Below are 26,239 nucleotides of genomic sequence, written 5' to 3' on the forward strand. Positions count from 1 at the left end.
CCCGCCCTGGCCCTCGTGGCCCTGGCTGTCAGCGCGCTGGCCACCAGCCGGGTCCGGTGACGCACGCTGGACCAGCGCGGCCCGCTCCGGTGCGCCACGGCTACCCTGGGCGCGTGAACGAGCTCGGAAGCAATGGCACGACCTGGGACTCCGCCCGATACCTGCGGGAGGTGCTGCGAGCCCCTGTCTACGAGGCGGCGCAGCACACCCCGCTCCAGGTCATGGCGGGACTGAGTGCTCGGCTGGGTAACACCGTTGAGGCCAAGCGCGAGGACCTCCAGCCCGTGCACTCCTTCAAGATCCGTGGGGCCTACAACGCCATGCGCGCGCTCAGTGATGCCGAGCGCTCGCGTGGCGTGGTCACCGCCTCGGCGGGCAACCACGCCCAGGGCGTGGCGCGCTCGGCCGCGCTGCTGGGCGTGAGCGCCACGATCGTCATGCCGGTGGTGACCCCGCGGATCAAGGTCGACGCCGTGCGCGAGCTGGGCGGCCAGGTCCTGCTCTTCGGGGACAACTTTGACGCTGCCCAGGCAGAGGCTCGCAGGCTCTGCGAGGCGGAGGGACGCACCTTCATCCCGCCCTTCGACGATCCTCGCGTCATCGCGGGACAGGGAACGATCGGCCTGGAGATGATCCAGCAGGACGCCGAGCTCGATCGCGTGTTCGTTCCGGTGGGCGGCGGCGGTCTGGTCTCCGGGGTCGCCGTGCTCATCAAGCAGCTCATGCCCCAGGTCAGGGTGATCGGCGTGGAGCACGAGGAGTCGGCCTGCCTGACGGCCGCCCTGGCGGTGGGTGAGCCGGTGACGCTGGAGCGAGTGGGTCTGTTCGCGGAAGGCGTGGCCGTCAGGCGGATCGGGGATGAGACCTTCCGCATGTGCTCGGCCCTGCTCGACGACGTCGTCACGGTCTCCTCCGACGAGGTCTCCGCTGCCGTGCGGGACCTGTTCGAGGACCTGCGGGCGGTGCCCGAGCCAAGCGGTGCCGTGGGGCTGGCGGGTCTGAAGAAGTATGTGGCGGAGCACGCGATCCGCGGCGAGCGGCTGGCCTGTGTGCTCTCGGGCGCGAACCTCAACTTCCATCAGCTGCGCTATATCTGTGAGCGCAGCGAGATCGGTGAGCAGCGGGAGGCGATCCTCGGGGTGCACATCCCTGAGGTCCAGGGCGAGTTCCTGCGCTTCGCCTCCGTGCTGGGCGGGCGCGCGGTCACGGAGTTCAACTACCGTGTCTCGGCCTCGGCTGAGCCAGGGACGCCGGCGCGCATCTTCGTGGGTGTACGGCTGACCCGTGGGCGTGAGGAGCGCGCCGAGATCGTGGCGGACGTGGAGAGGGCGGGCTACGCCGTGGTCGACCTGACGGATGACGAGCTGGCGAAGGTGCACGTGCGCTCGATGATCGGTGGGCGGGCACCGGTGGGGGTGACCGAGCGGCTCTTCTCCTTCGAGTTCCCTGAGGCTCCCGGCGCGCTGGTGCGCTTCCTGGAGGTCCTGGGCGCGCGCTGGAACATCACGCTCTTTCACTACCGCACCGACGGTGCGGACTACGGGCGGATCCTGTGCGCCTTCCAGACCGGGCAGGAGGCCGGTGAGCTGGAGGACCTGGTGGCTCATATGGACCAGCTGGGATACGCCTACCGGGACGAGAGCCAGGATCCCTCAGCCCAGTTCTTCCTGGCGCGGTGAGGCCTGCAGGATTATTTGATGAGCTGATACTTGCGTGGGGACTCATCACGACTTAAAGTAGTTTACGGATCAATCAATTCTTCGTGCTAAGGAGTGCGTCATGGCCAAGATCGCCGTCGTCATCGGTTCTGTCCGTCCCAACCGGATCGGCGCCCAGGTCGCCGAGTGGGTGGCTGGCAAGGCCGCCAGCGTCGAGGGCGTCGAGGCCCAGGTGGTCGACCTGCGTGAGCTGGACCTGCCCCTGTTCGCCGAGGAGCTGCCCACCGCCATGGCGGCCCCCAAGGAGCCCAAGGCCCAGCCGTGGCTGCAGGCGATCAGCGAGGCTGACGGCGTCCTGTTCGTCACCCCCGAGTACAACCACTCCATCCCGGGTTCCCTGAAGAACGCCCTCGACTTCCTCACTCCGGCCTCGCTGGCTCACAAGGGTGTTGGCATCGTCTCCTACGGCTTCACCGGAGGTGTGCGCGCCGCCGAGCAGCTGCGTCTCATCCTGGCCAATTTCGAGGCGGCCACGGTCAACGCCCAGGTCATCCTGTCCATCCCGACCGACTTCGAGAACATGAGCGTGTTCAAGCCTGCTGCCTACCACGACGGCGAGGTCGAGAAGCAGACCGAGGCCGTCGTCGCCCGCAGCCAGGCCCTGGCCTCCCTGCGCTGAGCCCGGCTCGGGGCGTCCGCGCCGCCCCGACGGACCACACAAGGACCGTCGGACCGCGAGTGCCTCGTTCGACCACGGTAGTGACGTCACTACGGTGGTCGAACGAGGCACTCGCGGTCGTAGGAGACCGAGATGGTCCTACGCGGCCTGAATCCTCAGGCCAACTCCAGGCTGCGGTAGCGGTTGATGGCCGCGGCGACGTCAACCATGCGTGGGCGGGCGAAGAAGGCCGGCCGCTGGCCAGGTGCGGCCACGGCGTCCAGCCCCTCCTCGTCCAGGAGCGCCTCAAGGTCCTCCAGGCACTGGGCGAGGGACGACTCGCCGTCGAAGCGCTGTTCCAGCAGGGCCCGCACGCAGAAGGCAATCGCCTCAGCCTGCCCCGGGTCCACGATCCCAGCCACGTCGGCGACGTCGATCTCCTCGCGGTCGAGCGTCAGCGCCTGGGTGCCGCGCGAGCGCGTGCGCACCGGACCACGGCGTACGCGCTCGGGCGTCGGCAGGGGCACGCGGGAGGCAGGCTCGGCGAAGTCGGCCAGAGCCGTGGCCTGGCGCGGCTGCTCGGTGACGACGTCGGCCGCGGCCTGGGTGGCGTCGCGCAGCTGGTAGGAGTCCAGCAGCAGGACGCGGTCGGCGACGTCGAGGTAGTCACCGGACCCGCCCATGACCAGGACCGTGGAGACACCCCGCTGCTCGGCCAGGGCGCCCACGCGGTCGACCAGCGGTGTGATCGGCTCGCGGTCGTCAGCCACGAGGGCGCGCATACGTCGGTCGCGAATGAGCAGGTTGGTCGCAGAGGTGTCCTCGTCCAGCAGCAAGGCGCTGGCGCCGGCCTCCGCCGCCTCAATGAGGGAGGCTGCCTGGGAGGTGGAGCCCGAGGCGTTCTTCGTGGTGAAGCTGGCGGTGTCACGGTCCCCCGGCAGGTGGGAGATGAAGGGCGTGAGGTCCACCCCGGTCACCGCACGACCGTCCGCGGCCCGCACCTTGACGGCGTCGGGCACGGTCGCCACGAGCTCACGGCCGTCACCGGGCACGTGCGGGTAGACACCCCGCTCGATGGCTGACAGCAGAGTCGACTTGCCGTGGTAGCCGCCGCCCACGATGAGCGTGACACCGGAGCCGATCGCGGTGCCGCGCACCGTGCCCGCATGAGGCAGGGACACCGTGGCGGCCAGGGACTCCGGAGCGGTCAAGGGCAGACCGCCAGAGCGCATGGGCTCGTCGCTCACGCCCGAGCGGCGGGGCAGCAGCGATCCGTCAGCGAGGAAGGCTACCCAGCCGTTGGTCATGACGGCCTCGCTCAGGGCGCGGTGGTCCTCCAGCGCCGCGACGTGGGCGAGCAGCCGCTCGGCGCGCTCGCCGGTCAGATCGAGGGCGGCGCCGACCTCACGGGTCAGGTCGCGGTTGAAGATCCGCGAGGCCTCATGCCCCTGGATGGAGCGGCCGCGGGCCGGCAGCGCGACCCGTGCGCGGATCTCGATCATCCATGCCGCGGCGTCGGCCTGGCCCTGCTCGGTCTCCTGGGCTGGCCTCAGGGTGACGCTGGAGCGCTGAAGGATCTCCTGGCCGGGTGCGGCGATGGACAGGTTCGTGCCCTTGAATCCGGCGTGCAGCTCGCGGGTAAGGAAATCGGCCAGGGCGATCCGGCGATCGGTGGTGGCGAGCAGCTCGTGCTCGCCGAGCAGCGCCAGGCTTGGCAGGCTCGCGGGCACGAGGACGCGGATCTGGGTGGGCGGGGCGTAGGGGTCGGGCTGGACGCGGTCGACGTGCAGGGTCCACCCCTGCGGGGTGGAGTAACGGCCGACGATCGCCTTGTATGCAGCGTAGGAGCGGTTGTCCAGGGCGTGGAGATGGCCGACCAGGTCAGCCAGCACGCCGTCGCGCGGCTCGTCGTCATAACGACGCCGTGGCTCGCCGGAGCGTGAGCCGTGGCGGCCTCCGCCCTCGCCGCGCTGGTAGTCCTGGTTGCTGCGGCGAGAGCCAGGGCCACCTCGGTACCCACGGTCACCCCGACCACGCTGCCCGTGTCCTCCGAAGGTAGGTCCGTACTCACTCATGGCCCTGATCCTGGCACAGGAGCAGGGCCATGAGTGAGTACGGACGCATCCCCTGCTCGCGCGGGGGACACGGTCTCCTGCCTCAGCCCTCCAGGGCGTCGGGCGCGAGGATGTCCGTCTGGGCCGGCATGCTGGCGATACCGACCGGGCAGGTCACGCCGTTGGGTCCGTGGTTGCAGTAGCCGTCCGGGTTCTTCTCCAGGTAGCCCTGGTGGTACTCCTCGGCCAGGTAGAAGGGGCCGCCGAAGTCACGGTAGAGCGAGGCGGCGTCGTCGATCGTGGTGACGCACTGCCCCATGCCGAGCCGGGTGAGCTCGCCCTGGAAAAGCCCGCGGATCTCGCGGGCGGCTGCGGCCTGCTGCGGGGTCGTGGTCCACACCGCGGAGCGGTACTGGGTGCCGATGTCGTTGCCGTGGCGGTTGAGCTGGGTGGAGTCGTGGTTCTCCCAGAAGGTGCGCAGCAGCGCCTGCGCGCCCTCGCCGACGACGGCGGGGTCGTAAGCCACCCGGACCGTCTCGGCGTGGCCGGTCTCGCCCGTGCAGACCTCGCGGTAGGTGGCGTTGGGGGTGGTGCCGCCCATGTATCCCACCGCCGTGGCGACGACGCCGGGCTGGCGCCACAGGAAACGCTCGACACCCCAGAAGCAGCCGCCAGCAAGGTAGATGACCTCGGTGCCCTCGGGCCACGGGCCGGACAGGGGTGTGCCGAGGACGGCGTGCTCGCCGGGCTCGGGTAGCAGCGTCTCCTCGCGGCCGGGAATGAGGGTGTTGCGTGCGGGCTGGCTCGTCATAGGAACCACGCTACCGGGCGGCCGGGGACGGGTGAGTGTGAGGAGAAGCAGGATCCGCCGAGGGCGGAGTCGGATGGTGCGAGCGAGGCAGGTCGCATGGGGGGGGCGACGGCGCCGGCGCGGTAGGTGGACCGGGCGGGAAACGCGTTGCGGGGCAGGGCTACAGTGGCGGCTCAGCCGGTCGGGCCTGGCGTAAGGCTCGCGCGGACAGACAAGGAGCCAGGAGGGCACGTATGGGGTTCGATCGTGCGCCGCAGGTCCAGGTACGGCGCTGTACGGCCCAGGACGCGGCTGTGCTGGCACAGGTCTGCGCCGAGACCTTCCAGGACACCTTCGCCGCAGACAACACGGCCAAGGACATGGAGGTCTTCCTCGCCGAGTCCTACAGCCCGCAGGTCCTGGCCGCCGAGCTGGCGGACCCGGAGAGCAGCTACTGGCTGGCCACCGTGGACGGCATTCCGGCCGCCTACCTCAAGACCAACGTCGGCAAGGCGCAGACCGAGCCGGTGGAGGGCCGTATCCCGCAGCCGTCCCTAGAGGTCCAGCGGATCTACGTCCGCCTGCCCTACAAGCGCCGAGGGCTGGGAGCCAGGTTGATGGGGGTGGCCTTGGACGAGGCTCGCGCGCACGCAGCGGCCTCGATCTGGCTGGGAGTGTGGGAGCGCAATACTGCTGCCCTGGCCTTCTACGAGCGTCTGGGCTTCACCCGCTTTGGTGAGCACGTCTTCCAGGTGGGCTCTGACGCGCAGACGGACTACCTCATGGTCTGTCCGGTGGAGCGGCTTGCCATGGTGTGACCTCGCGCGGTGCCACCGCCCACGTGCGGGGCGGTGGGCTACAGTGAGGAGTTCCATCTCAATCGTCGACTTCAAGGAGAGGTCATGGCCCAGGACACGGAGGCCACCAGCCAGGGCACCTGGCTCACCAAGGACGCCTACGACCGGCTCACCGCTGAGCTGGCCCGGCGCCAGGAGGTGGACCGCAAGGAGATTGCCCAGCGCGTCGAGGCTGCTCGCCAGGAGGGCGACCTGCGTGAGAACGCTGGCTACCACGCGGCGCGAGAAGAGGCGGCGCTCAACGAGGCCCGCATCGCCCAGCTCACCGAGCTGCTGGAGAAGGCGGAGATCGGAGAGGTCGCTGACGACGGCACGGTCTCGGCCGGCACGATCGTCACCGCCAAGATCGGTGCCAAGGAGCAGGTATTTGCTCTGGGGGGGCAGGAGATCACGGCTGACGTCCCCGAGGGTGTCAAGGTCTTCTCCCCGGACGCCCCGCTGGGCAAGGCCCTCATGGGGCACAAGGCTGGCGAGACCGTCTCCTACCAGGCCCCTAACGGCAAGGAGATCAAGGCCGAGATCATCGACGTCAAGGTCCTGTGAGCCCTGCGGGGCTCTGAGAGCCCACAAGGGCCGGGGCCGGGCTGTCCGGACGGGCGGGTGTGCATGCGGCGCACCCGCCCGTGCCTTGTCCCGGCGCCTGTCAGCCCAGCACCGCGAGGTAGCAGGCCACGCACTGGCAGACCCACGCTGCCACGGTGCACACGTGGAAGACCTCGTGGAAGCCGAACCACCGCGGGAAGGGATCAGGGCGCTTGCGGGCGTAGATGACTCCGCCGATGGTGTAGATGACGCCGCCGGCCACCAGCAGCCACACGATCGCCGCCCCGCCCGCAACCCAGAACTGTGGCAGGAACCAGACCGCGACCCATCCCAGCAGGATGTAGAGCAACGTGGAGAACCAGCGCGGCGCCGTCGGCCAGGCCAGCGAGGTGATGATGCCGGCCGCCGCGCCTCCCCACACGATCCCGAGGACCAGCAGTGCGGTGCGTGGGTTGAGCAGCGAGACGGACAGGGGCGTGTAGGTCCCGGCGATGAGCAGGAAGATATTGGCGTGGTCGAAGCGCTGGAGGGCGGTCGAGACCTTGGTGGGCCAGTAGCCGTTGGACAGGTGGTAGATGCCCGAGTTGCCGAACAGCAGCAGGGAGCACACGAGGTAGGCGGCGCAGGCCCAGCTGCGCGCGGCACCGGGGGCCAGGACCGTGAGCACGATGCACGCCGCCAGTGCCAGGGGCGTGGTGCAGGCGTGGATCCATCCACGCAGCCGTGGCTTGACCATACGTACCGCCCCGGCTGCGGCCTCCTTGACGGAGCCGACCGTACTAGCGACGTTCTTGGTCACGGCGCCAGCCGTCTGCGGCGTCGTGGGGGTCTTCCTGGGCACCGTGGCCTCCTCGGTGTCGGGGTTGGGCGGCGACGGCGAAGCGTGGCACCTACGTAACCTACGGTTCCGTAGGTTACGCATTCGTAGGTTACTCCTGTGGTGGGGAGGGTGGGTAGCGGGCGTGCGTGTCATGCCCGTGCTGATCCGCCACGACGGGGCGACGCGCTACCGTTGCCGCAAGGCCCAGGTCCCTGGGTTGCCCGGCGTGTGGCGGGTGCGGAGAAGGAAGGCTGGTAGAGCGTGGCTGGAGACGGTCTTGTCTACGAGATCTACGAGCGTCGCCTGGCTGCTCAGGTCGACCCGCAGCAGGTGCCTGGGCACGTAGGCGTCATCCTGGACGGCAACCGTCGGTGGGCCAAGCAGATGGGCTTCGTCACCTCTCAAGGGCACAAGCGCGGTGCGGACAAGATCGAGGAGTTCCTCGGCTGGGCCGAGGACGCCGGCGTGAGGGTGGTGACCCTGTGGCTGCTGTCCACGGACAACCTCTCGCGCGACCCCGCCGAGCTCTCCCCTCTCCTGGACATCATCGCCCAGGCGGTTGAGAGCCTGGCGGCCGCGCAGCGCTGGAGCCTGCGACTGGTCGGAGCGGTTGATCTGCTCCCCGATCCTCTGGCTGAACGCCTGCGTCAGGCCGTGGCCTCCACCCACGCCGCCGGCGGTGAGGCGGACCCGGGTGACGGACGGGTCCAGGTCAATATCGCCGTCGGCTACGGCGGCAGGCAGGAGATCGCCGACGCGGTCCGCGATCTCCTGCGCGAGCGGGCCGCGGCCGGGGCCACCCTGGAGGAGGTAGCGGACTCGCTGTCCGAGGAGGACATCACCGAGCACCTGTACACCAAGGGGCAGCCTGATCCGGACCTGGTCATCCGCACCTCGGGTGAGCAGCGTCTGTCCGGCTTCCTGCTGTGGCAGTCGGTGCACTCGGAGTACTACTTCTGTGAGGTCTACTGGCCGGATTTCCGGCGTATCGACTTCCTGCGCGCGCTGCGCGACTACTCGCGCCGGGAGCGCCGCCTGGGCCGTTAGTCCCTCGATCTGGGGCCTAGTGGCGCTGAGCGAACTCGTTACGCAGTGTTCGCCTGACCTTTGCCCGGATTGGCCGCAGGTGGCGAGTGTGAGGAGCGTAACGTCGAGGCAAGAGGTGGGTGGCCACCAGGGCGCCTGCCGCGACACCGGAGACGCGCCCCATGCGTACCTACGTCCTGGACACCTCCGTCCTCCTGTCCGACCCCCGCGCCATTCTCCGCTTCGACGAGCACGCGGTGGTGCTGCCGATCGTCGTCATCACCGAGCTGGAGGGCAAGCGGCATGATCCCGAGCTGGGCTACTTCGCCCGCTCGGCACTGCGGCTGCTGGACGCGCTCAGAGCCAGGCACGGCAGACTGGACCGCCCCGTCCCGCTCAATGACGACGGCGGAACCCTGCGAGTTGAGCTCAACGGCACCGATCCCACGGTCCTGCCGGCGGGGATGCGCCTGGGGGACAACGACACGCGCATCCTGTGCGTGGCCGTGTGCCTGGCCGAGGAGGGACAGGACGTCACGGTCATCTCCAAGGACCTGCCGATGCGTATCAAGGCGGCCTCGGTCGGCCTGCACGCCGACGAGTACAAGGCCCAGCTCGCCGTGGACTCCGGCTACACCGGTATGACCTCGCTGTCCGTGACTGCTGAGGAGATGGCCGGGCTGTGGGACGCCGGGGTGCTGGACCTGGAGGGCCTGGCGCAGGGAGAAGGCGGTGCTGAGCTTGCTCGCCAGCCGGTGCACACCGGGGTCGCCGTCACCTCCCCGCGCGGCAGCGCCCTGGCGACGGTGGTCGACGGCGCCCTGCGGCTGGTGCGTCCCGACCGGGAGGTCTTCGGGGTGCGGGGACGCTCGGCCGAGCAGCGGGTGGCGATCGATCACCTGCTCAACCCGCAGATCGGCATCGTCTCCCTCGGGGGCCGCGCCGGAACGGGCAAGTCCGCGCTCGCGCTCGCGGCCGGGATCGACGCCGTGGTCAATCGCCGTGAGCACCGCAAGGTCCTGGTCTTCCGGCCGCTGTACGCGGTGGGCGGTCAGACGCTGGGATTCCTACCGGGCGACGCGACGGAGAAGATGCAGCCGTGGAGTGAGGCGGTCTTCGACACCCTGTCCTCGGTGGTCCCGCAGGAGCGCATTGACCGGATCGTCCAGCTCGACCAGCTGGAGGTCCTGCCGCTGACCCACATCCGAGGGCGGTCCTTCCATGACGCCTTCGTCATCGTTGACGAGGCGCAGTCCCTGGAACGCAACGTCCTGCTCACGGTGCTCTCCCGCGTGGGCCAGAATTCCAAGGTGGTACTCACTCACGACGTCGCCCAGCGTGACAACCTGCGCGTGGGCAGGTGGGACGGTGTGGCCTCGATCGTCGAGTCGCTCAAGGGCAACCCGCTGTTCGCTCACATTGACCTGGTGCGCACCGAGCGCAGCGAGATCGCCGAGCTCGTGACCACGATGCTCGACGACGTGCCGTTGTACTGAAGGCTGTCAAGGAGCCGCCCTTGGTCCCGGGCGGAGCGCTGGCGCTGGTATTACCCTGGTCACACCCTGACTGTCCCTATAGAGGTACCGGCATGTCCGTGTCATGCCCGCAATCGTCGTGCCCGCGCGCCCAGGAAGCCGCTGAGAAGCACGAGTCCTCCCGTTCTCGCGTGACCCTGGCGGCGCGTGCTCTCATGGCGGGTGCCGTGTCCCTCAGCCTTCTTGGGCTGGCCGCGTGTGGCGGCGGTGACGAGACCGTGGCTGAGGACAGCGCCAGTGCGACGGCCGTGGACACGGCTGCGGCCAAGGCTTCCGCCTCAGCTGCCGCGGCTCGAGCCTCGGCCTCGGCTGAGGCCGCCGCCCAGCAGGCTGCGGCGCAGCAAGCTGCCGCCAACACCTACTACCCCAACTGCGCGGCTGCGAGGGCTGCCGGCGCGGCGCCGATCTATCGGGGAGAGCCGGGATACAGCGGCAAGCTGGACCGCGATGGTGGCGGCGTCGCCTGCGAGTAGTCGCGGGTCACGGTGCGGGCGGCCGGACTGAGCGGCCGGCTGCGTACGCTCGCGCTTCGAGCACATCGTTGATACATCAGGAGGGCCCTGCCGGAACACATCCGGCAGGGCCCTCCTGATCAGTTCTGGTTCGCAGCCAGATAAGGCCGATCAGGCCTCAGCGAGCTCGGCGCGGGTGGGTGGGTTGGCCCCGGCCCGCGAGACCGTGATGTCAGCGATGGCAGCCGCGTGGCGCACCACGCGCTCCAGGGTCTCGGCGTCGATAGCGCGCAGCGCCTCACGCTGCCCGGCCCCGACGAGCCCCTCACTCCACAGCCCGTCCTCCAGGCCGCCCATGAAGGAGTCGCCGGCACCCACCGTGTCCGCTACGACGACGCTGGGATCGGCAGGAACCTCGATCCGCACCCCCGAGGCGGACAGCGCCAGGGCACCTCGCTTGCCACGGGTGACAACGACGAGCGCCGCGCCCAGATCGAGCCAGATTTGCAGGACCTTCTCCAGGGCCTCGTCCGAGCTGGAGTCCACGGAGTAGAGCCACTCGATGTCCTCGTTCGAGCACTTGACCAGGTCCGACAGGGAGACCAGGTCCTCGACCGTGCGACGAGCCTGGTCCGGCTCACCCATGAGCTGGGGACGGGCGTTGGGGTCGTAGCAGATGGTGGAGGAGGCCCGATAGGTCTCCAGCGTGCGGCGGACGGTGTCCGTGCCGGGGGCGAGGATCGCAGCGATCGAGCCGGTGTGGACGAGCACGGGCGCCTGGTCGCTGGTCAGCTCGGGGAAGGGCGGGTTCCAGTCCAGGTCAAAGAGGTAGGTGGCAGCGCCGTCGGCCCCGATCGAGGCCTGGGCCGTGGAGGTGCGCTCCGCCTCGTCCGAGCCGGGGGTCAGGCGCACCCCGGAGGCCTCCAGGTGCGCCCGTACGGCGAGTCCGCGCAGGTCCTTGCCGATCCAGCAGTCGAGCTCGGCGTCACGGCCGAGCCGCGCCAGGCCCAGGGCGACGTTGGCCGGCGAGCCGCCCGGGATCTCCTGCGGCTCGGCACCCTCGTTGAGGACGACGTCGACCAGGGCCTCGCCGATAACGAGTGCGGTTCCGCTAGGGCCGGGTGTGACATGGGTGGTCATGGGGTGCGTGTCCCTTCGGGTCGCGTGAGGGGGCTAGTGCTTGGTCGTCGGGGCGTTGGTCTCGCGCTGGCTCACGGCGTCCAGGCGACGCCGGGCCTCGTCCAGCCAGGCCTGGCAGCGCGCGGCAAGAGCCTCGCCGCGCTCCCACAGGCTCAGTGCGTCCTCTAGCGGGACCTGGCCCGCCTCAAGGCGCTGGACGACGGTGACAAGCTCCTCGCGGGCCTGCTCGTAGGGCAGGGAGGGGACGTCAGCATTGGCGTCGTCACCGGTAGGCGAGCTGACAGGCGTGAGGCTCATGGGCTGATTCTTACACGTTGGCAGTATGGACGATAGGACGTTAGGGGGAGAGGAGATGGCGGAAAATCTGTTGTCAAAACGTCTTGACGGGGCGCGATGGAGCTACTTACGATCTCGATGTCAAAAAGATTTGACAATGTCCTGAGCGTGGCCCTCCTCCCGAAGGACAATGATGTCGACCTCTCGTAGCGCCTCTTGGCGGGGTACTCCCTCACTCCTGGCACGTGTGGCCCGGCACTGGCAGCTCTACCTGCTGCTGGCACCCGCCGTCATCTACCTCATCGTCTTCAAGTACTGGCCGATGTACGGCGTCCAGATCGCCTTCCGCAACTACAACCCGATTGACGGCTTCATGGGGAGCGAGTGGGTGGGGCTGGAGCACATCTCCCGTTTCCTGCACTCATTCCAGTTCTCCCGGGTCTTTGTCAACACGATCGCCATCAACGTCCTGGGTCTGGTCTTCGGCTTCCCGGTGCCCATTGTTCTGGCGCTCCTGATCAACCAGCTCGGATCGCGCAGGCTGAAGTCCTTCATCCAGACGGTGCTGTTCTCGCCGGCCTTCATCTCCACGGTGGTCGTGGTCGGCATGCTCTTTGTGCTGCTGTCGCCTCGCTCAGGCCTGGTCAACAACGTCATCTCACTGGCAGGTGGTACCCCGGTCAGCTTCATGAATGAGGAGGGCTGGTTCAGACCGATCTACGTCCTGAGCGATATCTGGCAGAACGCGGGATTCTCGATGATCATCTACCTTGCGGCCTTGGCCGGGATTGATCCCAGTCTCCACGAGGCCGCGCGCGTGGACGGCGCCAACCGCTGGCAGCGGCTGTGGCACATTGACCTGCCCGGGATCCGGCCGGTGATCTTGATCATGCTCATCCTGGCAGTCGGGAACCTGCTCAACATCGGCTTCGAGAAGGCGCTGCTGATGCAGACCGACCTCAACCTCGGCACCTCGCAGATCATCCAGACCTATGTCTACGACGTCGGTCTCAAGAGCGCCCAGTTCTCCTATTCTGCGGCGATCTCGCTGTTCAACTACGTCCTCAACATGATCCTGCTCCTGGTGTTCAACCAGGGTGCCAAGCGCGCGGGTCAGACCAGCCTGTTCTGAGAGTCGAGGTCCACATGAGTTCCGCTACTGCTTCCGCGACGGGCCTGCTCACCTCCACCAGTCCCGCGCGTCGCAACCATCCTGCTGGACGCTTCTGGGAACGCGTCGCCGATCCTCTGTACGCCGCCTTCGTCGTCATCCTGCTGGGAACCGCGGTCATCGCGATCATCTACCCGCTCTACTTCGTCGTCATCGCCTCGATCTCGGACCCCAACCAGATCTACGAGGGCAATGTGTGGCTGTGGCCCAAGGGCATCACCTTTGAGGGGTACGCACGTATGTTCTCCACCTCCACCGTCATCCGAGGCTTTGCGAACTCCCTGCTCTACACGGTCGTGGGCGCCACGATCTTGGTGTGCTCGATCCTCGGAGCCGGATACGCCCTGTCCCGCAGGACGCTGCCCTTCCGGCGCACGATCATGGCTGCCTTCATCGTCACGATGTTCTTCGACGGCGGCATGATCGCCCGGTACCTCGTCGTCAGGGAGCTGGGCATGCTCAACACGATGTGGGCGGTCGTGCTGCCCGGCGCGATCGGGGTGACGAACCTCGTCATCGCTCGCACCTTCTTCTCCACCACGATCCCCGAAGAGCTCCACGAGGCGGCTGAGCTCGATGGTTCCAGCGAACTGCGCTACTTCTTCCAGATCGTCCTGCCGCTGTCCAAGGCACTCATCATGCTTCTGGTTGTTACTCACGCGGTGGCGTACTGGAACCAGTTTTTTGACGCGATGATCTACCTCAATGACGAGACGAAGTACCCCCTTCAGCTCGTCCTGCGCACCATCCTCATCCAGTCCGACGCCTCCGGATCCGGATTGTCGGCCACGGGCATGGACTCCTACGCCGAGTCCCAGCGCATTGCTGAGCTCATGAAGTACGGGATGATCGTGGTATCGACCTTCCCGCTGCTCGCCGCGCTTCCCTTCGCTCACAAGTACTTCGCCCAGGGCGCCATGATCGGCGCCGTCAAGAGCTGAGAGGCAAGACAGATGTCCTTCCTACCCTCGCTGCGTCCAGGCGCCTCAGCCTCGAGGTTGAGTCGTCGTACCGTCCTTCGTGGCGGCGCACTGACAGCCTTGGCCCTGACCCTGGCGGCCTGCTCCGGGAAGAAGACGGACGCCGACTACAGGGTCGAGGAGATCTCGGCCTCGGCTGGGCTGAATGATCCTGGGACGCTACCGATCGTCACCTCGCCTGTCACGGTCACCGCCACGGGCTCACGTGGCGCGCTCTTGGTGCCCTACGACCAGATGAAGCTGCCCCAGCAGTGGGCCGCGGACACAGGGATCGAGGTGAGCCGGTCGATGCTGACCGAGGACGTCTACGCCGAGAAGAAGAATCTTCTGCTCGCCTCCGGGGACCTGCCGGACATCCTGTGGAACACCGGGCTCAGCGACGCCGAGGTCGCGACCTACTCCTCCAACCACACCCTCGTGCCGCTCGACGAGCTGATGGAGGGCAACTGCCCCAACATCCTCGCCCTGTTTGAGGCCCGTCCTGATATCTGCTCGGCGGTGACCAGCGATGACGGCCACATCTACACCCTGCCCAGTGTCGAGGAGCTGGGCCTGGTCCAGTTCCCGAACTTCCTCTACATCAACACCGACTGGCTTGCGAAGGTCGATCGTCAGATGCCGACGACTATCGAGGAGCTCCACGAGGTCCTGCTGGCCTTCAAGAAGGAAGACCCTTCTGGCAGCGGCAGACCGATCCCCCTGTCCTTCGTGCCAGGCTCCTTCTGCGCCAACCCCTGGGACCTCGTCGCGGCCTACGGCGGGCAGGCTGACAACAACGACCATCGCATCGTCATCGATCGCAAGGCCGTGTTCACCGCGGCCAGCGAGGCATGGAAGGAAGGCGTGCGTCAGCTGGCGGCGTGGTACCAGGAGGGGCTGATCGACTCAGATTCCTTCTCCCAGGACGACACTGCCTACCTGGCCAAGGGCAAGGCGGACACCGAGTCGCTGGGCGCCTTCTACTGGTGGGAGGCGACCGAGTTCGTCGGTGCTGACCGTGAGGGGCACTACGCCCTGTGCCCTGTGCTCAAGGGTGTGGACGGCCAGGCCCGTGCGAGCGTGTCCAACAACCAGGAGATCTCTCGCGGCGCCTTCGCCATGACGCGGACCTGCCGTTACCAGACGGCAGTGATGCGCTGGGTGGACCGGATGTATGACCCGGTGATGTCCGCCCAGAACAACTGGGGCCCCATTGGGGTCACCTTGGAGTACAACTCCGACGGCTTGCTGGACCAGATTCCCGCAGCCGAGGGGGAGTCGGCTGGAGAGCGACGTCAGAAGGTCGCTCCTGGCGGTCCCAAGGCCATCACTGAGGAGGACTTCCGGACCGTCGTGCTTCCTGAGCCCCGTGCGGCACTGCGTCAGCAACAGGTCACCGAGGGCTACCGCGGCCACGCGGCCAATGACGCTTTCCCACCAGTGGTCTTCACCAACGCCGAGCTGGACGACCTGTCCCTCATCGAGGCCGATGTCACCAGCCTGGTCAAACAGCGCTTTGCTCGGTGGGTCGTGGACGGCGGCATCGACAAGGAATGGGAGGACTATCTTGAGGATCTGCGTTCCAGCGGGCTGGAACGGCTGATGGAGATCTACCAGGCCGCCCTCGATCGCTACTACGAGCAGCTTGACGCTCGCTCGTGACACGACCACCCGGCACGCCACGCCCCTGAGAACCGAAGGACACCACCATGAAGCACCCGGCCATCACCCCGCGCCACAGCCTAGAGATCGACCGCGCACAGATGCGTGAGCGCTCGCTGACGGATCCGCTGCGACCGCTGTGGCACATCACTCCTCCCTGGGGCTGGCTCAACGATCCCAACGGCTTGCTCGTCCATCCTGGGCCTGATGGCCAGGACATCCTGCACGTCTTCTACCAGCACAACTCCCACGCACCGGTCCATGAGCTCATCGAGTGGGGTCACCAGTGGAGCGACGACCTCGTCCACTGGCACGACCTGCCCGTCGCCCTCACGCCCGGACCTGCTGGAGCCGACGCACTGGGCTGCTGGTCCGGCGTCATCGTTGAGGATGAGCGCTCCGATGGCCGGCGCGTGCCCACCATGGTCTACTCCGGGCACGACGGCGGCCCGACCCAGAACTGCTGCGTGGCGGTAGCCCGCGAGGGCGATCCACTGCTGCGCAGCTGGGACAAGGACGTAGCGAACCCAGTCATCGAGTCCGCGCCGCAGTCGGTGGGAGCGGACCTGCCGGAGATGCGTGACCACACCGTGTGGCGTGAAGCAGGCCGGTGGTACCAGGTCATGGGCTCGGGCCTGCCCGGCCAGGGCAAGGACGGAGCGCAGGGTGGCGCTGCGCTGTGCTTCTCCAGCCCGGACCTGCGCGAGTGGACCTATGAGGGGCCGCTCGCCGTCGGCGACGGTGACGTCAGTGCTACCGGAACTATCTGGGAGTGCCCCGACCTCATGCGCCTGGAGGGCCCGGACGGTGAGGTGGACGTGCTGACTGTGGCCGCCTGGCACCAGGGCGACACGATGCGCTCGATGTGGATGGTGGGTCAGCGTGAGGGCACCCGGATGACGATTGAGCGCACGGGACGCATGGACCTGGGGGAGAACTACTTCTACGCCCCGCAGTCCCTCCGGCTTCCTGACGGGCGGCGGGTCGTGATCGGCTGGATGCAGCCCAATGGCACGCAGGAACAGCGGGTAGCCGCCGGCTGGGCCGGGTCAATGAACATCCCGCGTGAGGTTGTTCTGGCACAGGACGGCACGGTGCGTTTCTTCCCGATCAGGGAGATCGACTCCTTGCACCTGGGTGAGCCGGTGCGCCTGGAGGGCGAGGAGGTCGACGGCGCGCAGCTGTCCGGCCGCAGCCTTGACCTGCGGATCGCCGGGGTCCTGGGTGAGGCTCCCATCGAGCTTGACCTGCTGGCCTCTCAGGACGGCAGCTGCGCCACACGGATCACGCTGTCTCGTCGCCAGGCGAAAGGGATGAGCGGCCAGGAGGCCTGGACTGGGTGGCTCAGCGTGGATCGCTCGTCCGCGGCTGACGCAGACAGCCCGTGGCGTGGGGAGGACACCCGCCTGCTCCAGGGGCCTGTCCCCCTCGGAAGCGACGGCGTGGTGGAGATGCGTGTGCTGCTGGACCGCTCCAGCCTGGAGGTCTTCGTGGACGGGCAGCCGCTGTCAGTCCGGGTTGGTGCCGACCCAAGCCATGACCAGGTGCGCGTGCGAGCCGTGGGGCTGGAACATGCCACACTCAGGGCATGGCAGATGAGCGAGGCCTACACCAGCGGGCGCCTGGAGGCCTGAGATGACGCGCGTGACGATCAAGGACGTCGCGCGCCAGGCGGGGGTCTCGGTCACCACCGTCTCTCAGGCCCTGAACAACCCTGAGGGCTCACGTGTAGCGGCACAGACTCGTGACGCGGTGCGCAAGGTGGCCGACTCATTGGGCTACCGCGCTAACCCGTCGGCGCGGGCCCTGCGTACTCGGCGCACGGACACAATCGCCCTCATCGGTCAGCATCTGGCGACCACCGAGTTCCTCGGCGGACTGATCGGCGGCGCGCAGCAAGAGGTCCGTCACCACGATGGACTGCTGATCGTGGCGGACACGGCTGACGACATCGACGGCGTGGTCCAGACCCTGCGCGACCGTCAGGTTGACGGCATCATCCTCGGTGCCTTCTACCACCAGGAGCTGAGTGTGCCGGTCTCGCTGCTGGGGACTCCGACGGTGCTGGTCAATGCCTTCACCCGTCAGGAGGGGTACTCCTGGGTGACTCCGGATGAGGTGGCGGGGGGACGAGCGGCGGCGGAGGTCCTGCTGGCTGCCGGCCACCGTCAGGTCGCGATGATCGGGAACGTTGACGACATCCCGGCGACCCACGGACGCCGCGAGGGCTTTCTCGCACGCTGCCGGCAGTCTGGGATCGAGCCCCGTTACGTGGCGACCTCGCCTCACGCGGAGGCTACGCAGGCCTTGTCGACTGAGCTGCTGGCCGGACCGGACCGGCCCACCGGCGTCTTCTGCTTCTCGGACGCCATGGCGATCGGCTTCTACTTCGCTGCGGCAGGTCTCGGGCTGCGCATCCCTCAGGACGTGTCGGTGGTCGGCTTCGACGCGATGCGCCTGATCGACACCTCCTTGTTCCCCCATCTGACCTCGGTGGCGCTGCCGCACGCGGAGATGGCGGCCTGGGCCGTGGAGCGGCTCTACGAGCAGCTTGAGGCTCGTGGCGGTGCGGTCGGGACACTGCCATCTCGAGGCGAGCGGATCGTGGGGCGCGTTGTGGAGGGTGAGTCCGTTAGCGCTCCGCCGGCGCTGTAGACGGCGTCGGGCTGGGCTTGGTGGCTCCGACGACCTGGGCCACCATGCGTCCGTGGGCCAGGACGCCCTCAATGAGATCGCCCTTCTTCAGCTCCTCGCTGGAGGTAACGACGCCGACGCCTGGCTTGCGCAGGATCGCGTAGCCCCGGTCGAGCACCCCCTGGGGGGACAGAGCAGTCAGCCGGGCGGTCTCGGCGCGCAGATCGGCACCGGCCAGGTCCAGGGTGGTCAGGAGCGCTCGGCGCAGACGCTCACGGCCCTGGGACAGGTCTGCCTCCTTGTCCCGGACGATGACGGTGGGATCGGTCATGACCGGGCGCTCGCGCACACGATCCAGGCGCGTCTGCTCCTCGGTGACTCTGCGAGCCAGCGCGGTGCGGATACGAGAACGGGCCTGGTCCAGGCCAACGGTCTCCTCCGCCAGATCTGGCACGATGCGGCGTGCGGCGTCGGTGGGGGTCGAGGCGCGGTAGTCGGCGACGTCGTCGAGCAAGGGGCGATCGGTCTCGTGGCCGATCGCGGAGACCAGGGGAGTGCGGCACATGGCGGCGGCACGGACAAGACCCTCATCGCTGAAGGAGAGAAGGTCCTCCACGCTCCCGCCGCCGCGGGCGACCACGATGACGTCGACCTCCGGGCGGGCGTCCAGCTCCGCGATCGCCGCGCCCACCTGGCTGACGGCATGGACGCCCTGGACGGCAACCTCACGCACCTCGAAAGGCAGACCCGGCCAACGCAGGCGCGCGTTGGTGATGACGTCGTCACGCGCCTTGGCGTCCCGTCCGCACACCAGCCCGACCACGCGGGGCAGGAAGGGAAGAGGACGCTTGCGCTCGGGGGCAAAGAGTCCTTCAGCGGCCAGCACGCGTCGCAGCTGCTCGATGCGCGCCAGCAGGTCGCCGGTGCCGACGAGGCGGATCTGGTCAACCTGGAGCTGGAAGGAGCCGGAGCGGGTCCAGAAGGTCGGGCGGCCGTGGACGACCACCCGCATGCCGTCGCTGAGCTCGGTGCCCATGGCCTGCTCGCTGGCCACGAGGTCGCGGCGGTACATCGAGGCGCGCAGTGAGATCTCTGCGGACAGGTCCCGCAGCGTCAGGAAGGACATGCCGGCACGTCGGTTGAGCTGAACGACCTGTGCCTCCACCCACACCGGTGTCATCTTGGCGACGTACTGGTCAATCTTGGTGGACAGCAGCGCCAGGGGCCATGGGTTGTCAGCCGTGGTCTCGCGTGCGAGCCGGGCGGGCACGCGTGCCGTGGCCGGGTTGGCTCGTTGGGCGTCTGCCCGAGCCTGCTGGAGAGGGGAGGGCTGGTCTGTCACGTGTACCACTGTGCCACGTGATCTCTGGGAGCCAAGACTCCGCTGTGGCACAGTGGGGGACGTGACGACACCAACGCAGACCATGACTGAGCCGGTCCAGGACGTCGCTGAGCCGGCACAGGCCCACGGCGAGGGCAAGCGCATCCTGTTGGCGGCCCCGCGCGGGTACTGCGCAGGCGTGGACCGGGCCGTGGACGCCGTCGAGCAGGCGCTGGCGCACTACGGCACGCCGATCTACGTGCGCAAGGAGATCGTGCACAACAAGTACGTGGTCGAGGCGCTGTCCCAGAGAGGTGCGGTCTTCGTTTCCGAGACGGACGAGGTTCCCGAGGGTGCGCGCGTGGTCTTCTCGGCTCACGGGGTCTCCCCGGCGGTCCATGTCCAGGCCGAGGCTCGTCACCTGCAGACCATTGACGCCACCTGCCCGCTGGTGACCAAGGTGCACAAGCAGGCGGTGCGCTTCGCCCATGACGACTACGACATCATCCTCGTCGGGCACACCGGCCACGAGGAGGTCGAGGGCACCCAGGGAGAGGCTCCTGAGCACATCCAGGTGGTCAACGGCCCCCACGAGGTGGACCAGGTGCAGGTCCGTGATCCGCAGAAGGTGGTGTGGATCAGCCAGACCACGCTCAGCGTGGACGAGACGATGGAGACTGTCCGTCTTCTGCGTGAGCGCTTCCCGCAGATGATCGATCCCCCGAGCGACGACATCTGCTACGCCACTCAGAACCGTCAGGTGGCGGTCAAGACGATCGCGCCGCAGGTTGACGTCATGATCGTGGTGGGCTCCGGCAACTCCTCGAACTCGGTGCGGCTGAAGGAAGTGGCCCTGGAAGCGGGTGCCCCGGCTGCCTACCGGGTGGACTACGCCAGCGAGATCGACCCGGTCTGGCTGGAGGGTGCACAGACCGTGGGCCTGACCAGCGGGGCGAGCGTGCCGGAGATCCTGGTGCGTGACGTGGTCTCACGCCTGGGTGAGCTCGGGTTTGACGACGTTGAGCAGGTGCGTACGGCGACGGAGAAGATCGCCTTCTCTCTGCCCAAGAACCTGCGCGCGGACCTGAAGGCGGCGGCCGGGCAGGCGCCCGAGCGGCACGGGCGCCGTGAGCCCGCAGCAGACCACACCTGCTGACGCCGTCATCTGCTGCGCTGACCACCCTGGCGGCGCCAGGGCCAGCGTGAGAGCGATGGCGGTGGCCAGGACCGTTAGTCATCGCTCTCACCCCGGCCGTGGGTCCCTGACTCCACGGTGAGCTCCGGGGTAGCGAAGGAGCGCACCTGGGCGTCGTCAGGGCAGATGCTCCGCGGTGACGGTACTGACGAAGCCAGGGTCTCGAAGGACCGGGCCGTGACCAGCAGGCGCGACTCCATCGAGGCCACCGTGCGGTTGTAGGCCGAGACGCTGCGGGTCAGGGCACCACCCAGGGCATCGAGGTGGCCAGCCACCGTCCCCAGGCGTTCGTACAAGGTGCGTCCGAGCTCTAGGAGCTCGCGGGCGTCCTCATTGACAGCCGTCCTCGCCCAGGCCGTGGCGCACACGCGCAGCAGAGAGAGCAAGGAGGCCGGTGAGGTCAGCGCTACCCCCTGCTCCAGGGCATGGTCCATGAGCGTGGGGTCGGCATCCAGAGCGGCTGCCAGCACAGGCTCGGCAGGGACAAAGAGGACCACGAGCTCGGGGGAGGACCCCAGGGCGCGGTCGTACCGGCGCGCTGCGAGCTGGTCCACGTGGGAGCGCAGTGCCTTGGCATGCTCCTTCATGAGCGTGCGGCGCTCGGTGTCCGCGCTGGCCGGCTCGCCCTCCACGCCGCAGGCTCGTAGGTAAGCATCCATCGGAGCCTTAGAGTCCAGCGCCAGGTAGCCACCACCAGGCAGGTGGATGACGACGTCAGGCCGCGACGCCGTCGTCCCAGAGGAGGCCGTGGCACTGGAGCGTGAGGCAAGCACGGAGCCGACCGAGCGCTGCTCGCTGAAGTCGACATGCGGCATCATTCCACTGATCTCCAGCACACGGGCCAGCTCCACCTCACCCCACAGCCCACGGCTGGAGCGCGAGCGCAGGGCTGAGGCCAGGGACGACGTCGTCACGAGGAGCTCGCGCTCGGCCTGGGCACGGGCGCGCAGCTGCTCAGCCAGCGAGGCGTGCTGCCCGGCACGCTGGCGCTCCATCTGCTCGACCCGTGCCCCGACCTGCTCCAGCTGGCTGCGCACCGGTGCCAGGGCCCGCAGGACTGATCCGTCCCGGTCCGCCCGCTCCTCCGCCAGCTGGGCTCGCGCGGACAGCTCCTCGGCGCGAGCCCGCCACTGCGCGGCCTCGGTCTGTGCCCGCGCGGCACCGTCACGACCGGAGGCCCGGGCTGAGGCGTAGCGGGCCACGGCCACGGCGTATCCGAGGACGGTGCCAGCCAGGAGACTAACGACCAACAGCAGGACGGTGGAGATGGACGTGCTCATGGCCCTACCGTGCCATCGGCCACCGACACAAACTCCTGCGCTCTCCTTCGCCAGGACGACCTCGCACCCTGCAACGTCCTCCGCCCAGGGGTAGGCAGGGTATGGCGCCACTGTCTACAGTCCAGGGTATGCGAGAGACACTGATCACGACGCTGGCCGGAGAACCCCGTGCCCTGGCGCCTCAGGCGCTCACGCACGTCTCCTTGGTCTCCACGTCCCTGGTCCACACGGTGTTCCTGGCGGCCGTGGTGGCCGTGGTCCTGACGGGTGTCCTGGTGGCTGTGCGGGTGCGGCCGGGGCAGCGGCGTGCCCCGCGTGCGCTGTTGGTCTCCACCGTGGCCGCGCTCGTGCTCAGCCAGGTCCTGGTGCTGGCGGCCGTGGGCCTGAGGGTCAACGCCTCCCTGGGATTCGTCCAGACCGTAGGAGACCTGGCCGCAGTCGCCTCGTCCCGGGACTCCCAGACCGAGGCGCAGCTGGCGCCCGTCGGTGCTGCGAGCGCGCAAGACGGCCCCACCCAGCCCCCGGCAGAGTTCACCCCGGCGCAGGACGGATTCGTCAAGGCGAGCGTCACCGGGGCGCGCAGCGGCGTCACCCAGGAGGTCTGGGTCTGGACGCCGCAGGGGTACTCGACCACGGACCAGCGCTCCTACCCGGTCATCGTCTTCCTCTACGGCGACCCGGGAAGCGCCTCGGGGACGGTCGATACCCTCAAGGCCAGTCAGGCCATGCAGGCCGCGATCGACTCAGGCGCGCTGCCCCCGGCCATCTTCGTCATCCCTGACCTCAACGCCGATGAGCAGCAGAAGTCCAGTCCTGACTGCGCCGACATCGTTGGTCACGCCAAGATCGGCACCTGGATCCAGGACGACGTTCCTGCGGTGGTGCGTGCCAGCTTCCCGAACGTGAGCAAGGACCGTCACCAGTGGGCGCTGGCGGGGCTGTCCTCAGGCGGGTACTGCGCAGGGTGGACGGCGATCATGCGCTCGGACGTCTACAGCTCGGCGATCATGATGAGCGGCTATGACGTGCCGGTGCTCGGAGGAATGAGCACCTCGGCCGAGCTGCGCCGTGAGAACACGCTGTCCACGCTCATCACTCATCACGCCCACCAGCCCCTGGACCTGTGGGTCCTGGGCGCGCAGGATGACCACGACTCGGCGGAGGTCGCGCGCAACCTGCGTGAGACGGCGCCGTCGAGCGACTCGGTTGAGATCACCACGCCCTCCAGCGGCGGGCACTCGTGGACCCTGTGGTCCTCCCACCTCCCGCAGGCACTGACCTGGTGGGGGCAGAAGATGGGGGTGGCGTCGGCCTCCTCCGCAGCGGGACCGGCCGACTCGGTTACCCCGGATACGGGCCGTGGAGGGCTGGCGCGCCTCGCGGACACCGTCCTGCCAGTGGACGCGGTGTGGACGATCGCCCTGGCATGGGTGGCGGCACTGGCGGTCTCAGTGCTTGCCGTGTGCCGCCGTCGTGCGAGCCGGTGGTCCGCACCTGGCCGCCTGTCACGGGGAGGTCAGGACAGGCCGACGGCGCAGCGCGGGCAGAGCAGCGGGCCGGGCCGATCCGGGGTGCCGTGCGGTTCCTGGCGAGCACGGTGGTACGGACGGCGCTGGTGGGCCTGGCCTGTGTGCTCACGACCGTCGCGGTCGGTCTGCTGGCCAACCACGTGGGGGAGTTCTACTCCACCTGGGGGGACGCGACGGCGGACATGAGCCACGCGCTGGGGCTGGGACGGGTGCTGGCCAGGCTGCTGAGCGGCGGTGGGCTGTTCAGCTGAGGCGGACGGTCCGGCTGAGGCGGACGGCCCGGCCGCCCGGTGGAGATGACAGACGGTGCCAGCTGTGGGCCGTCGTCGTCATGGGGCGGTCAGGCCCGAGCCTGACCTAGACTCTGCCCCGTGGCTCTTACCATCGGAATCGTCGGGCTGCCCAACGTCGGCAAGTCCACCCTGTTCAACGCCCTGACGCGGGCGACCGTCCTCGCGGCGAACTACCCCTTCGCCACGATCGAGCCGAACGTGGGCATCGTCCCGCTGCCGGACGAGCGCCTGGACCGCCTGGCTGAGATGTTCCACTCGGTCAAGACCGTGCCGGCGACGGTGTCCTTTGTGGACATCGCCGGCATCGTGCGCGGTGCGAGCGAGGGCGAGGGGCTAGGAAACCAGTTCCTGGCCAACATCCGCGAGGCTGACGCCATCTGCATGGTCACCCGTGCCTTTGACGATCCGGACGTGGTCCACGTGGACGGCAAGGTGGAGCCGGCCAGCGACATCGAGACCATCGCCACTGAGCTGGTGCTGGCCGACATCCAGACCCTGGAGAAGGCGATCCCGCGCCTGGAGAAGGAAGTGCGCGGGAAGAAGACCGATGCTTCCGTGCTGGACACCGCCCAGGCGGCGTTGAAGATCCTGGAGGAGGGTACGCTGCTGTCCGCCGCGGCTGAGAAGGCGGGGCTGGACGCCGAGGCGCTGCGCTCCTTCCAGCTCATGACCACCAAGCCCTTCATCTACGTGTTCAACATGGATGACGAGGGCATGCACGACGAGGCCAAGCAGGCCCAGCTGCGCGAGCTGGTGGCTCCGGCCGAGGCCATCTTCCTTGACGCCCAGTTTGAGGCCGAACTCGTGGAGCTTGAGCCCGACGAGGCCGCGGAGATGCTGCACGACAACGGCCAGGAGGAGTCCGGTCTGGACAAGCTGGCGCGCGTCGGCTTCGACACGCTGGGGCTGCAGACCTACCTGACCGCCGGCGAGAAGGAGTCGCGGGCCTGGACGATCCACAAGGGGTGGACGGCTCCTCAAGCGGCTGGTGTCATCCACACCGACTTCGAGCGGGGCTTCATCAAGGCCGAGATCATCTCCTTCGACGAGCTCATGGAGCTGGGGTCGATCGCGGAAGCTCGTGCCCACGGCAAGATGCGCATGGAGGGCAAGGACTACGTCATGCAGGACGGGGACGTGGTCGAATTCCGCACAGGGCTTACGTCTAAGAAGTAAACTGGAGGTATGAACTAGACCTCCTCTCAGCCAGTCCGCGCAGCCATCTATCTCCGTATCTCACTCGACAGAGAGATGGACGGGCTCGCTATCGAGCGCCAGCGTGAAGACTGCGAGAACCTCGCACGGTTTCGCCACTGGGAGGTCGTGGAGACCTATGTTGATCAGTCGATCTCGGCTTCAGACAAGACGAAGAAACGTCCTGCCTACCTACAGATGGTTGCCGACTACGAGGCCGGTCTCCTGGACGCTATCGTCTGCTATGACCTCGACCGGCTCACCCGCCAACCTCGGGAGCTGGAGGACTGGATCGACAGAGCGGAGTCGCGAGGACTACTCCTCGTAACCGCGAACGGAGACGCGGACCTCAGCACAGACGGCGGGCGCATGTATGCCCGTATCAAGGCCGCTGTGGCTCGTGCTGAGGTGGAGCGCAAGGGTGCTCGGCAGTCCCGTGCCCACGTCCAGCGAGCCCGGCAAGGTAGACCTCCCAAGGGTGTCAGACCCCTGGGATACTCCACCTCTGGTCAGATCATCCCTCACGAGGCCGAGGGAGTCAGAGCCATATACGCCGCGTTCCTGCGCGGAGACTCGCTCCAAGGCATCGCACGCGCTCTGAGTGGCACGCAGATGGACGGTGAGGGTCTGGGAGTGCCACACCTGCCACTTCACAGCCGGACAGTCGTCCTCGAGCGCAACGCACGGCGCGAGGTCGAGGGCAAGGTACCGCGCCCTGTGCCTGAGGATCGCCCGTGGAGTGCGTCAACGGTGCTCGGCATTCTGAGAAACCCACGCTATGCCGGGTACTCGGTCTACACCTCAAAAGACGTTCGTCGGCAGGAGACTGGGGAGTCTCGGCGTAAAGCCCTGCGTGACAACCTCGTCAAAGATGAGAACGGCGAGCTCGTCCTCGGGCAGTGGGAGGCGATTGTCGAAACAGACCAGTGGTGGACGGTTCAGAACTTCCTCGACGACCCCGCCCGCGTGACGAACCGGAGCGGCTCGACCGTCAGGAAACACCTCGGAGCAGGGCTCTATCGGTGTGAAGTGTGTGGGGAACCGGTGCGGACTCGGGCTCGTTACTACTCGTGCAAGGCTGGGCATCTCAACAGAACCCGAAGTGCTATCGATGACTTTGTTCGGGCTCTCGTTGTGGAACGACTCAAGAGGAAAGACCTCAGGCGACGCAAGAAACAAGCAGACCCTGAGA

Annotated in this window: 23 protein-coding genes; 16 read left to right on the forward strand and 7 right to left on the reverse strand. The window is 67.9% G+C overall.

Features of this window, described 5'->3' with window-relative positions:
• Positions 1-113 precede the first annotated feature (113 nt).
• Positions 114-1,679 carry a threonine ammonia-lyase, biosynthetic gene (gene ilvA / locus HMPREF0058_RS06180; protein WP_006548879.1) on the forward strand — a complete coding sequence of 522 codons (1,566 nt, stop codon included), beginning with the start codon at positions 114-116 and terminating at the stop codon, positions 1,677-1,679.
• Between the two features lie 100 nt (positions 1,680-1,779).
• Complete coding sequence (locus tag HMPREF0058_RS06185) at positions 1,780-2,337, forward strand: NADPH-dependent FMN reductase (RefSeq protein WP_006548881.1); 558 nt, start codon at positions 1,780-1,782, stop codon at positions 2,335-2,337.
• A gap of 155 nt (positions 2,338-2,492) precedes the next feature.
• Here HMPREF0058_RS06185 and HMPREF0058_RS06190 read toward each other — a convergent pair whose 3' ends face one another.
• Both HMPREF0058_RS06190 and msrA read right to left on the reverse strand, forming a co-directional pair.
• On the reverse strand, positions 2,493-4,391 hold the full coding sequence (locus HMPREF0058_RS06190) for an ABC-ATPase domain-containing protein (RefSeq protein ID WP_006548882.1): 1,899 nt from the start codon (positions 4,389-4,391) through the stop codon (positions 2,493-2,495).
• Between the two features lie 82 nt (positions 4,392-4,473).
• Complete coding sequence (msrA, locus tag HMPREF0058_RS06195) at positions 4,474-5,181, reverse strand: peptide-methionine (S)-S-oxide reductase MsrA (RefSeq protein WP_006548883.1); 708 nt, start codon at positions 5,179-5,181, stop codon at positions 4,474-4,476.
• Between the two features lie 233 nt (positions 5,182-5,414).
• Here msrA and HMPREF0058_RS06200 point away from each other — a divergent pair, with 233 nt between their 5' ends.
• Both HMPREF0058_RS06200 and HMPREF0058_RS06205 read left to right on the forward strand, forming a co-directional pair.
• Positions 5,415-5,978: a GNAT family N-acetyltransferase gene (locus HMPREF0058_RS06200; protein WP_006548884.1), complete on the forward strand. Its 564-nt coding sequence runs from the start codon at positions 5,415-5,417 to the stop codon at positions 5,976-5,978.
• 84 nt (positions 5,979-6,062) lie between these two features.
• Positions 6,063-6,560, forward strand: coding sequence for a GreA/GreB family elongation factor (locus tag HMPREF0058_RS06205; protein WP_006548886.1), 498 nt, complete (start codon positions 6,063-6,065; stop codon positions 6,558-6,560).
• A gap of 100 nt (positions 6,561-6,660) precedes the next feature.
• Here HMPREF0058_RS06205 and trhA read toward each other — a convergent pair whose 3' ends face one another.
• Positions 6,661-7,401: a PAQR family membrane homeostasis protein TrhA gene (trhA, locus tag HMPREF0058_RS06210; RefSeq protein ID WP_006548888.1), complete on the reverse strand. Its 741-nt coding sequence runs from the start codon at positions 7,399-7,401 to the stop codon at positions 6,661-6,663.
• Positions 7,402-7,641: 240 nt separating this feature from the next.
• Between trhA and HMPREF0058_RS06215 the strand changes: the two genes are divergently transcribed.
• From HMPREF0058_RS06215 to HMPREF0058_RS11805, 3 genes are all read left to right on the forward strand, one after another.
• Positions 7,642-8,427 carry an isoprenyl transferase gene (locus HMPREF0058_RS06215; RefSeq protein WP_006548889.1) on the forward strand — a complete coding sequence of 262 codons (786 nt, stop codon included), beginning with the start codon at positions 7,642-7,644 and terminating at the stop codon, positions 8,425-8,427.
• A gap of 161 nt (positions 8,428-8,588) precedes the next feature.
• On the forward strand, positions 8,589-9,902 hold the full coding sequence (phoH2, locus tag HMPREF0058_RS06220; RefSeq protein WP_006548891.1) for an RNA 5'-3' helicase PhoH2: 1,314 nt from the start codon (positions 8,589-8,591) through the stop codon (positions 9,900-9,902).
• Between the two features lie 92 nt (positions 9,903-9,994).
• Positions 9,995-10,414, forward strand: coding sequence for an excalibur calcium-binding domain-containing protein (locus HMPREF0058_RS11805; RefSeq protein WP_081449192.1), 420 nt, complete (start codon positions 9,995-9,997; stop codon positions 10,412-10,414).
• 150 nt (positions 10,415-10,564) lie between these two features.
• Here the strand turns inward: HMPREF0058_RS11805 and HMPREF0058_RS06230 are convergent, their stop codons facing one another.
• Together HMPREF0058_RS06230 and HMPREF0058_RS06235 are read right to left on the reverse strand one after the other, a co-directional pair.
• Positions 10,565-11,533 carry a carbohydrate kinase family protein gene (locus tag HMPREF0058_RS06230; protein WP_006548893.1) on the reverse strand — a complete coding sequence of 323 codons (969 nt, stop codon included), beginning with the start codon at positions 11,531-11,533 and terminating at the stop codon, positions 10,565-10,567.
• Between the two features lie 33 nt (positions 11,534-11,566).
• Positions 11,567-11,830 carry an exodeoxyribonuclease VII small subunit gene (locus HMPREF0058_RS06235; RefSeq protein ID WP_006548894.1) on the reverse strand — a complete coding sequence of 88 codons (264 nt, stop codon included), beginning with the start codon at positions 11,828-11,830 and terminating at the stop codon, positions 11,567-11,569.
• Between the two features lie 172 nt (positions 11,831-12,002).
• Between HMPREF0058_RS06235 and HMPREF0058_RS06240 the strand changes: the two genes are divergently transcribed.
• The 5 genes from HMPREF0058_RS06240 (at position 12,003) to HMPREF0058_RS06260 (ending at position 18,256) form a co-directional block, all read left to right on the forward strand.
• Positions 12,003-12,941: an ABC transporter permease gene (locus HMPREF0058_RS06240; RefSeq protein WP_081449193.1), complete on the forward strand. Its 939-nt coding sequence runs from the start codon at positions 12,003-12,005 to the stop codon at positions 12,939-12,941.
• A 14-nt stretch (positions 12,942-12,955) separates the two neighbouring features.
• Complete coding sequence (locus HMPREF0058_RS06245; RefSeq protein ID WP_006548896.1) at positions 12,956-13,921, forward strand: carbohydrate ABC transporter permease; 966 nt, start codon at positions 12,956-12,958, stop codon at positions 13,919-13,921.
• A 99-nt stretch (positions 13,922-14,020) separates the two neighbouring features.
• Entirely contained in the window at positions 14,021-15,601 is a 1,581-nt protein-coding gene (locus tag HMPREF0058_RS06250; protein WP_006548897.1) for a type 2 periplasmic-binding domain-containing protein, read from the forward strand.
• A 47-nt stretch (positions 15,602-15,648) separates the two neighbouring features.
• Positions 15,649-17,235: a fructan beta-fructosidase gene (locus tag HMPREF0058_RS06255; RefSeq protein ID WP_006548898.1), complete on the forward strand. Its 1,587-nt coding sequence runs from the start codon at positions 15,649-15,651 to the stop codon at positions 17,233-17,235.
• Between the two features lies 1 nt (position 17,236).
• On the forward strand, positions 17,237-18,256 hold the full coding sequence (locus tag HMPREF0058_RS06260) for a LacI family DNA-binding transcriptional regulator (protein ID WP_006548899.1): 1,020 nt from the start codon (positions 17,237-17,239) through the stop codon (positions 18,254-18,256).
• Here HMPREF0058_RS06260 and xseA read toward each other — a convergent pair.
• On the reverse strand, positions 18,234-19,586 hold the full coding sequence (gene xseA / locus HMPREF0058_RS06265; protein ID WP_374044898.1) for an exodeoxyribonuclease VII large subunit: 1,353 nt from the start codon (positions 19,584-19,586) through the stop codon (positions 18,234-18,236). The two genes, HMPREF0058_RS06260 and xseA, sit on opposite strands and share 23 nt — an antisense overlap.
• A gap of 73 nt (positions 19,587-19,659) precedes the next feature.
• Here xseA and HMPREF0058_RS06270 point away from each other — a divergent pair, with 73 nt between their 5' ends.
• Positions 19,660-20,712, forward strand: coding sequence for a 4-hydroxy-3-methylbut-2-enyl diphosphate reductase (locus HMPREF0058_RS06270; protein WP_006548901.1), 1,053 nt, complete (start codon positions 19,660-19,662; stop codon positions 20,710-20,712).
• 74 nt (positions 20,713-20,786) lie between these two features.
• Here HMPREF0058_RS06270 and HMPREF0058_RS06275 read toward each other — a convergent pair whose 3' ends face one another.
• Positions 20,787-22,031 carry a DNA recombination protein RmuC gene (locus HMPREF0058_RS06275; protein WP_006548902.1) on the reverse strand — a complete coding sequence of 415 codons (1,245 nt, stop codon included), beginning with the start codon at positions 22,029-22,031 and terminating at the stop codon, positions 20,787-20,789.
• 128 nt (positions 22,032-22,159) lie between these two features.
• On the opposite strand from HMPREF0058_RS06275, the gene HMPREF0058_RS11810 reads away from it, so the two are divergent.
• The 3 genes from HMPREF0058_RS11810 to HMPREF0058_RS12075 all read left to right on the forward strand — a co-directional run.
• Positions 22,160-23,746, forward strand: coding sequence for an alpha/beta hydrolase (locus HMPREF0058_RS11810; protein ID WP_006548903.1), 1,587 nt, complete (start codon positions 22,160-22,162; stop codon positions 23,744-23,746).
• A gap of 185 nt (positions 23,747-23,931) precedes the next feature.
• Positions 23,932-25,029 (forward strand): redox-regulated ATPase YchF, encoded by a 1,098-nt coding sequence (ychF, locus tag HMPREF0058_RS06285; RefSeq protein ID WP_006548904.1) that lies wholly within the window; start codon positions 23,932-23,934, stop codon positions 25,027-25,029.
• 75 nt (positions 25,030-25,104) lie between these two features.
• The coding region (locus HMPREF0058_RS12075; RefSeq protein ID WP_006548905.1) for a recombinase family protein at positions 25,105-26,239 on the forward strand (1,135 nt) is incomplete at its 3' end.

Source organism: Actinomyces urogenitalis DSM 15434, from assembly GCF_000159035.1.
Lineage (GTDB): Bacteria > Actinomycetota > Actinomycetes > Actinomycetales > Actinomycetaceae > Actinomyces > Actinomyces urogenitalis.

Bases quoted from the DNA above. Each gene is read 5' to 3' on its own strand.
- HMPREF0058_RS11810 (WP_006548903.1), top strand. From the start codon at position 22,160: ATGCGAGAGACACTGATCACGACGCTGGCCGGAGAACCCCGTGCCCTG.
- phoH2 (WP_006548891.1), top strand. From the start codon at position 8,589: ATGCGTACCTACGTCCTGGACACCTCCGTCCTCCTGTCCGACCCCCGC.
- HMPREF0058_RS06185 (WP_006548881.1), top strand. From the start codon at position 1,780: ATGGCCAAGATCGCCGTCGTCATCGGTTCTGTCCGTCCCAACCGGATC.
- HMPREF0058_RS06230 (WP_006548893.1), bottom strand. From the start codon at position 11,533: ATGACCACCCATGTCACACCCGGCCCTAGCGGAACCGCACTCGTTATC.
- HMPREF0058_RS06205 (WP_006548886.1), top strand. From the start codon at position 6,063: ATGGCCCAGGACACGGAGGCCACCAGCCAGGGCACCTGGCTCACCAAG.
- HMPREF0058_RS11805 (WP_081449192.1), top strand. From the start codon at position 9,995: ATGTCCGTGTCATGCCCGCAATCGTCGTGCCCGCGCGCCCAGGAAGCC.
- HMPREF0058_RS06245 (WP_006548896.1), top strand. From the start codon at position 12,956: ATGAGTTCCGCTACTGCTTCCGCGACGGGCCTGCTCACCTCCACCAGT.
- HMPREF0058_RS06275 (WP_006548902.1), bottom strand. From the start codon at position 22,031: ATGAGCACGTCCATCTCCACCGTCCTGCTGTTGGTCGTTAGTCTCCTG.
- msrA (WP_006548883.1), bottom strand. From the start codon at position 5,181: ATGACGAGCCAGCCCGCACGCAACACCCTCATTCCCGGCCGCGAGGAG.
- HMPREF0058_RS06240 (WP_081449193.1), top strand. From the start codon at position 12,003: ATGTCGACCTCTCGTAGCGCCTCTTGGCGGGGTACTCCCTCACTCCTG.
- HMPREF0058_RS06255 (WP_006548898.1), top strand. From the start codon at position 15,649: ATGAAGCACCCGGCCATCACCCCGCGCCACAGCCTAGAGATCGACCGC.
- HMPREF0058_RS06235 (WP_006548894.1), bottom strand. From the start codon at position 11,830: ATGAGCCTCACGCCTGTCAGCTCGCCTACCGGTGACGACGCCAATGCT.
- HMPREF0058_RS06270 (WP_006548901.1), top strand. From the start codon at position 19,660: ATGACTGAGCCGGTCCAGGACGTCGCTGAGCCGGCACAGGCCCACGGC.
- HMPREF0058_RS06190 (WP_006548882.1), bottom strand. From the start codon at position 4,391: ATGAGTGAGTACGGACCTACCTTCGGAGGACACGGGCAGCGTGGTCGG.
- HMPREF0058_RS06200 (WP_006548884.1), top strand. From the start codon at position 5,415: ATGGGGTTCGATCGTGCGCCGCAGGTCCAGGTACGGCGCTGTACGGCC.
- HMPREF0058_RS06260 (WP_006548899.1), top strand. From the start codon at position 17,237: ATGACGCGCGTGACGATCAAGGACGTCGCGCGCCAGGCGGGGGTCTCG.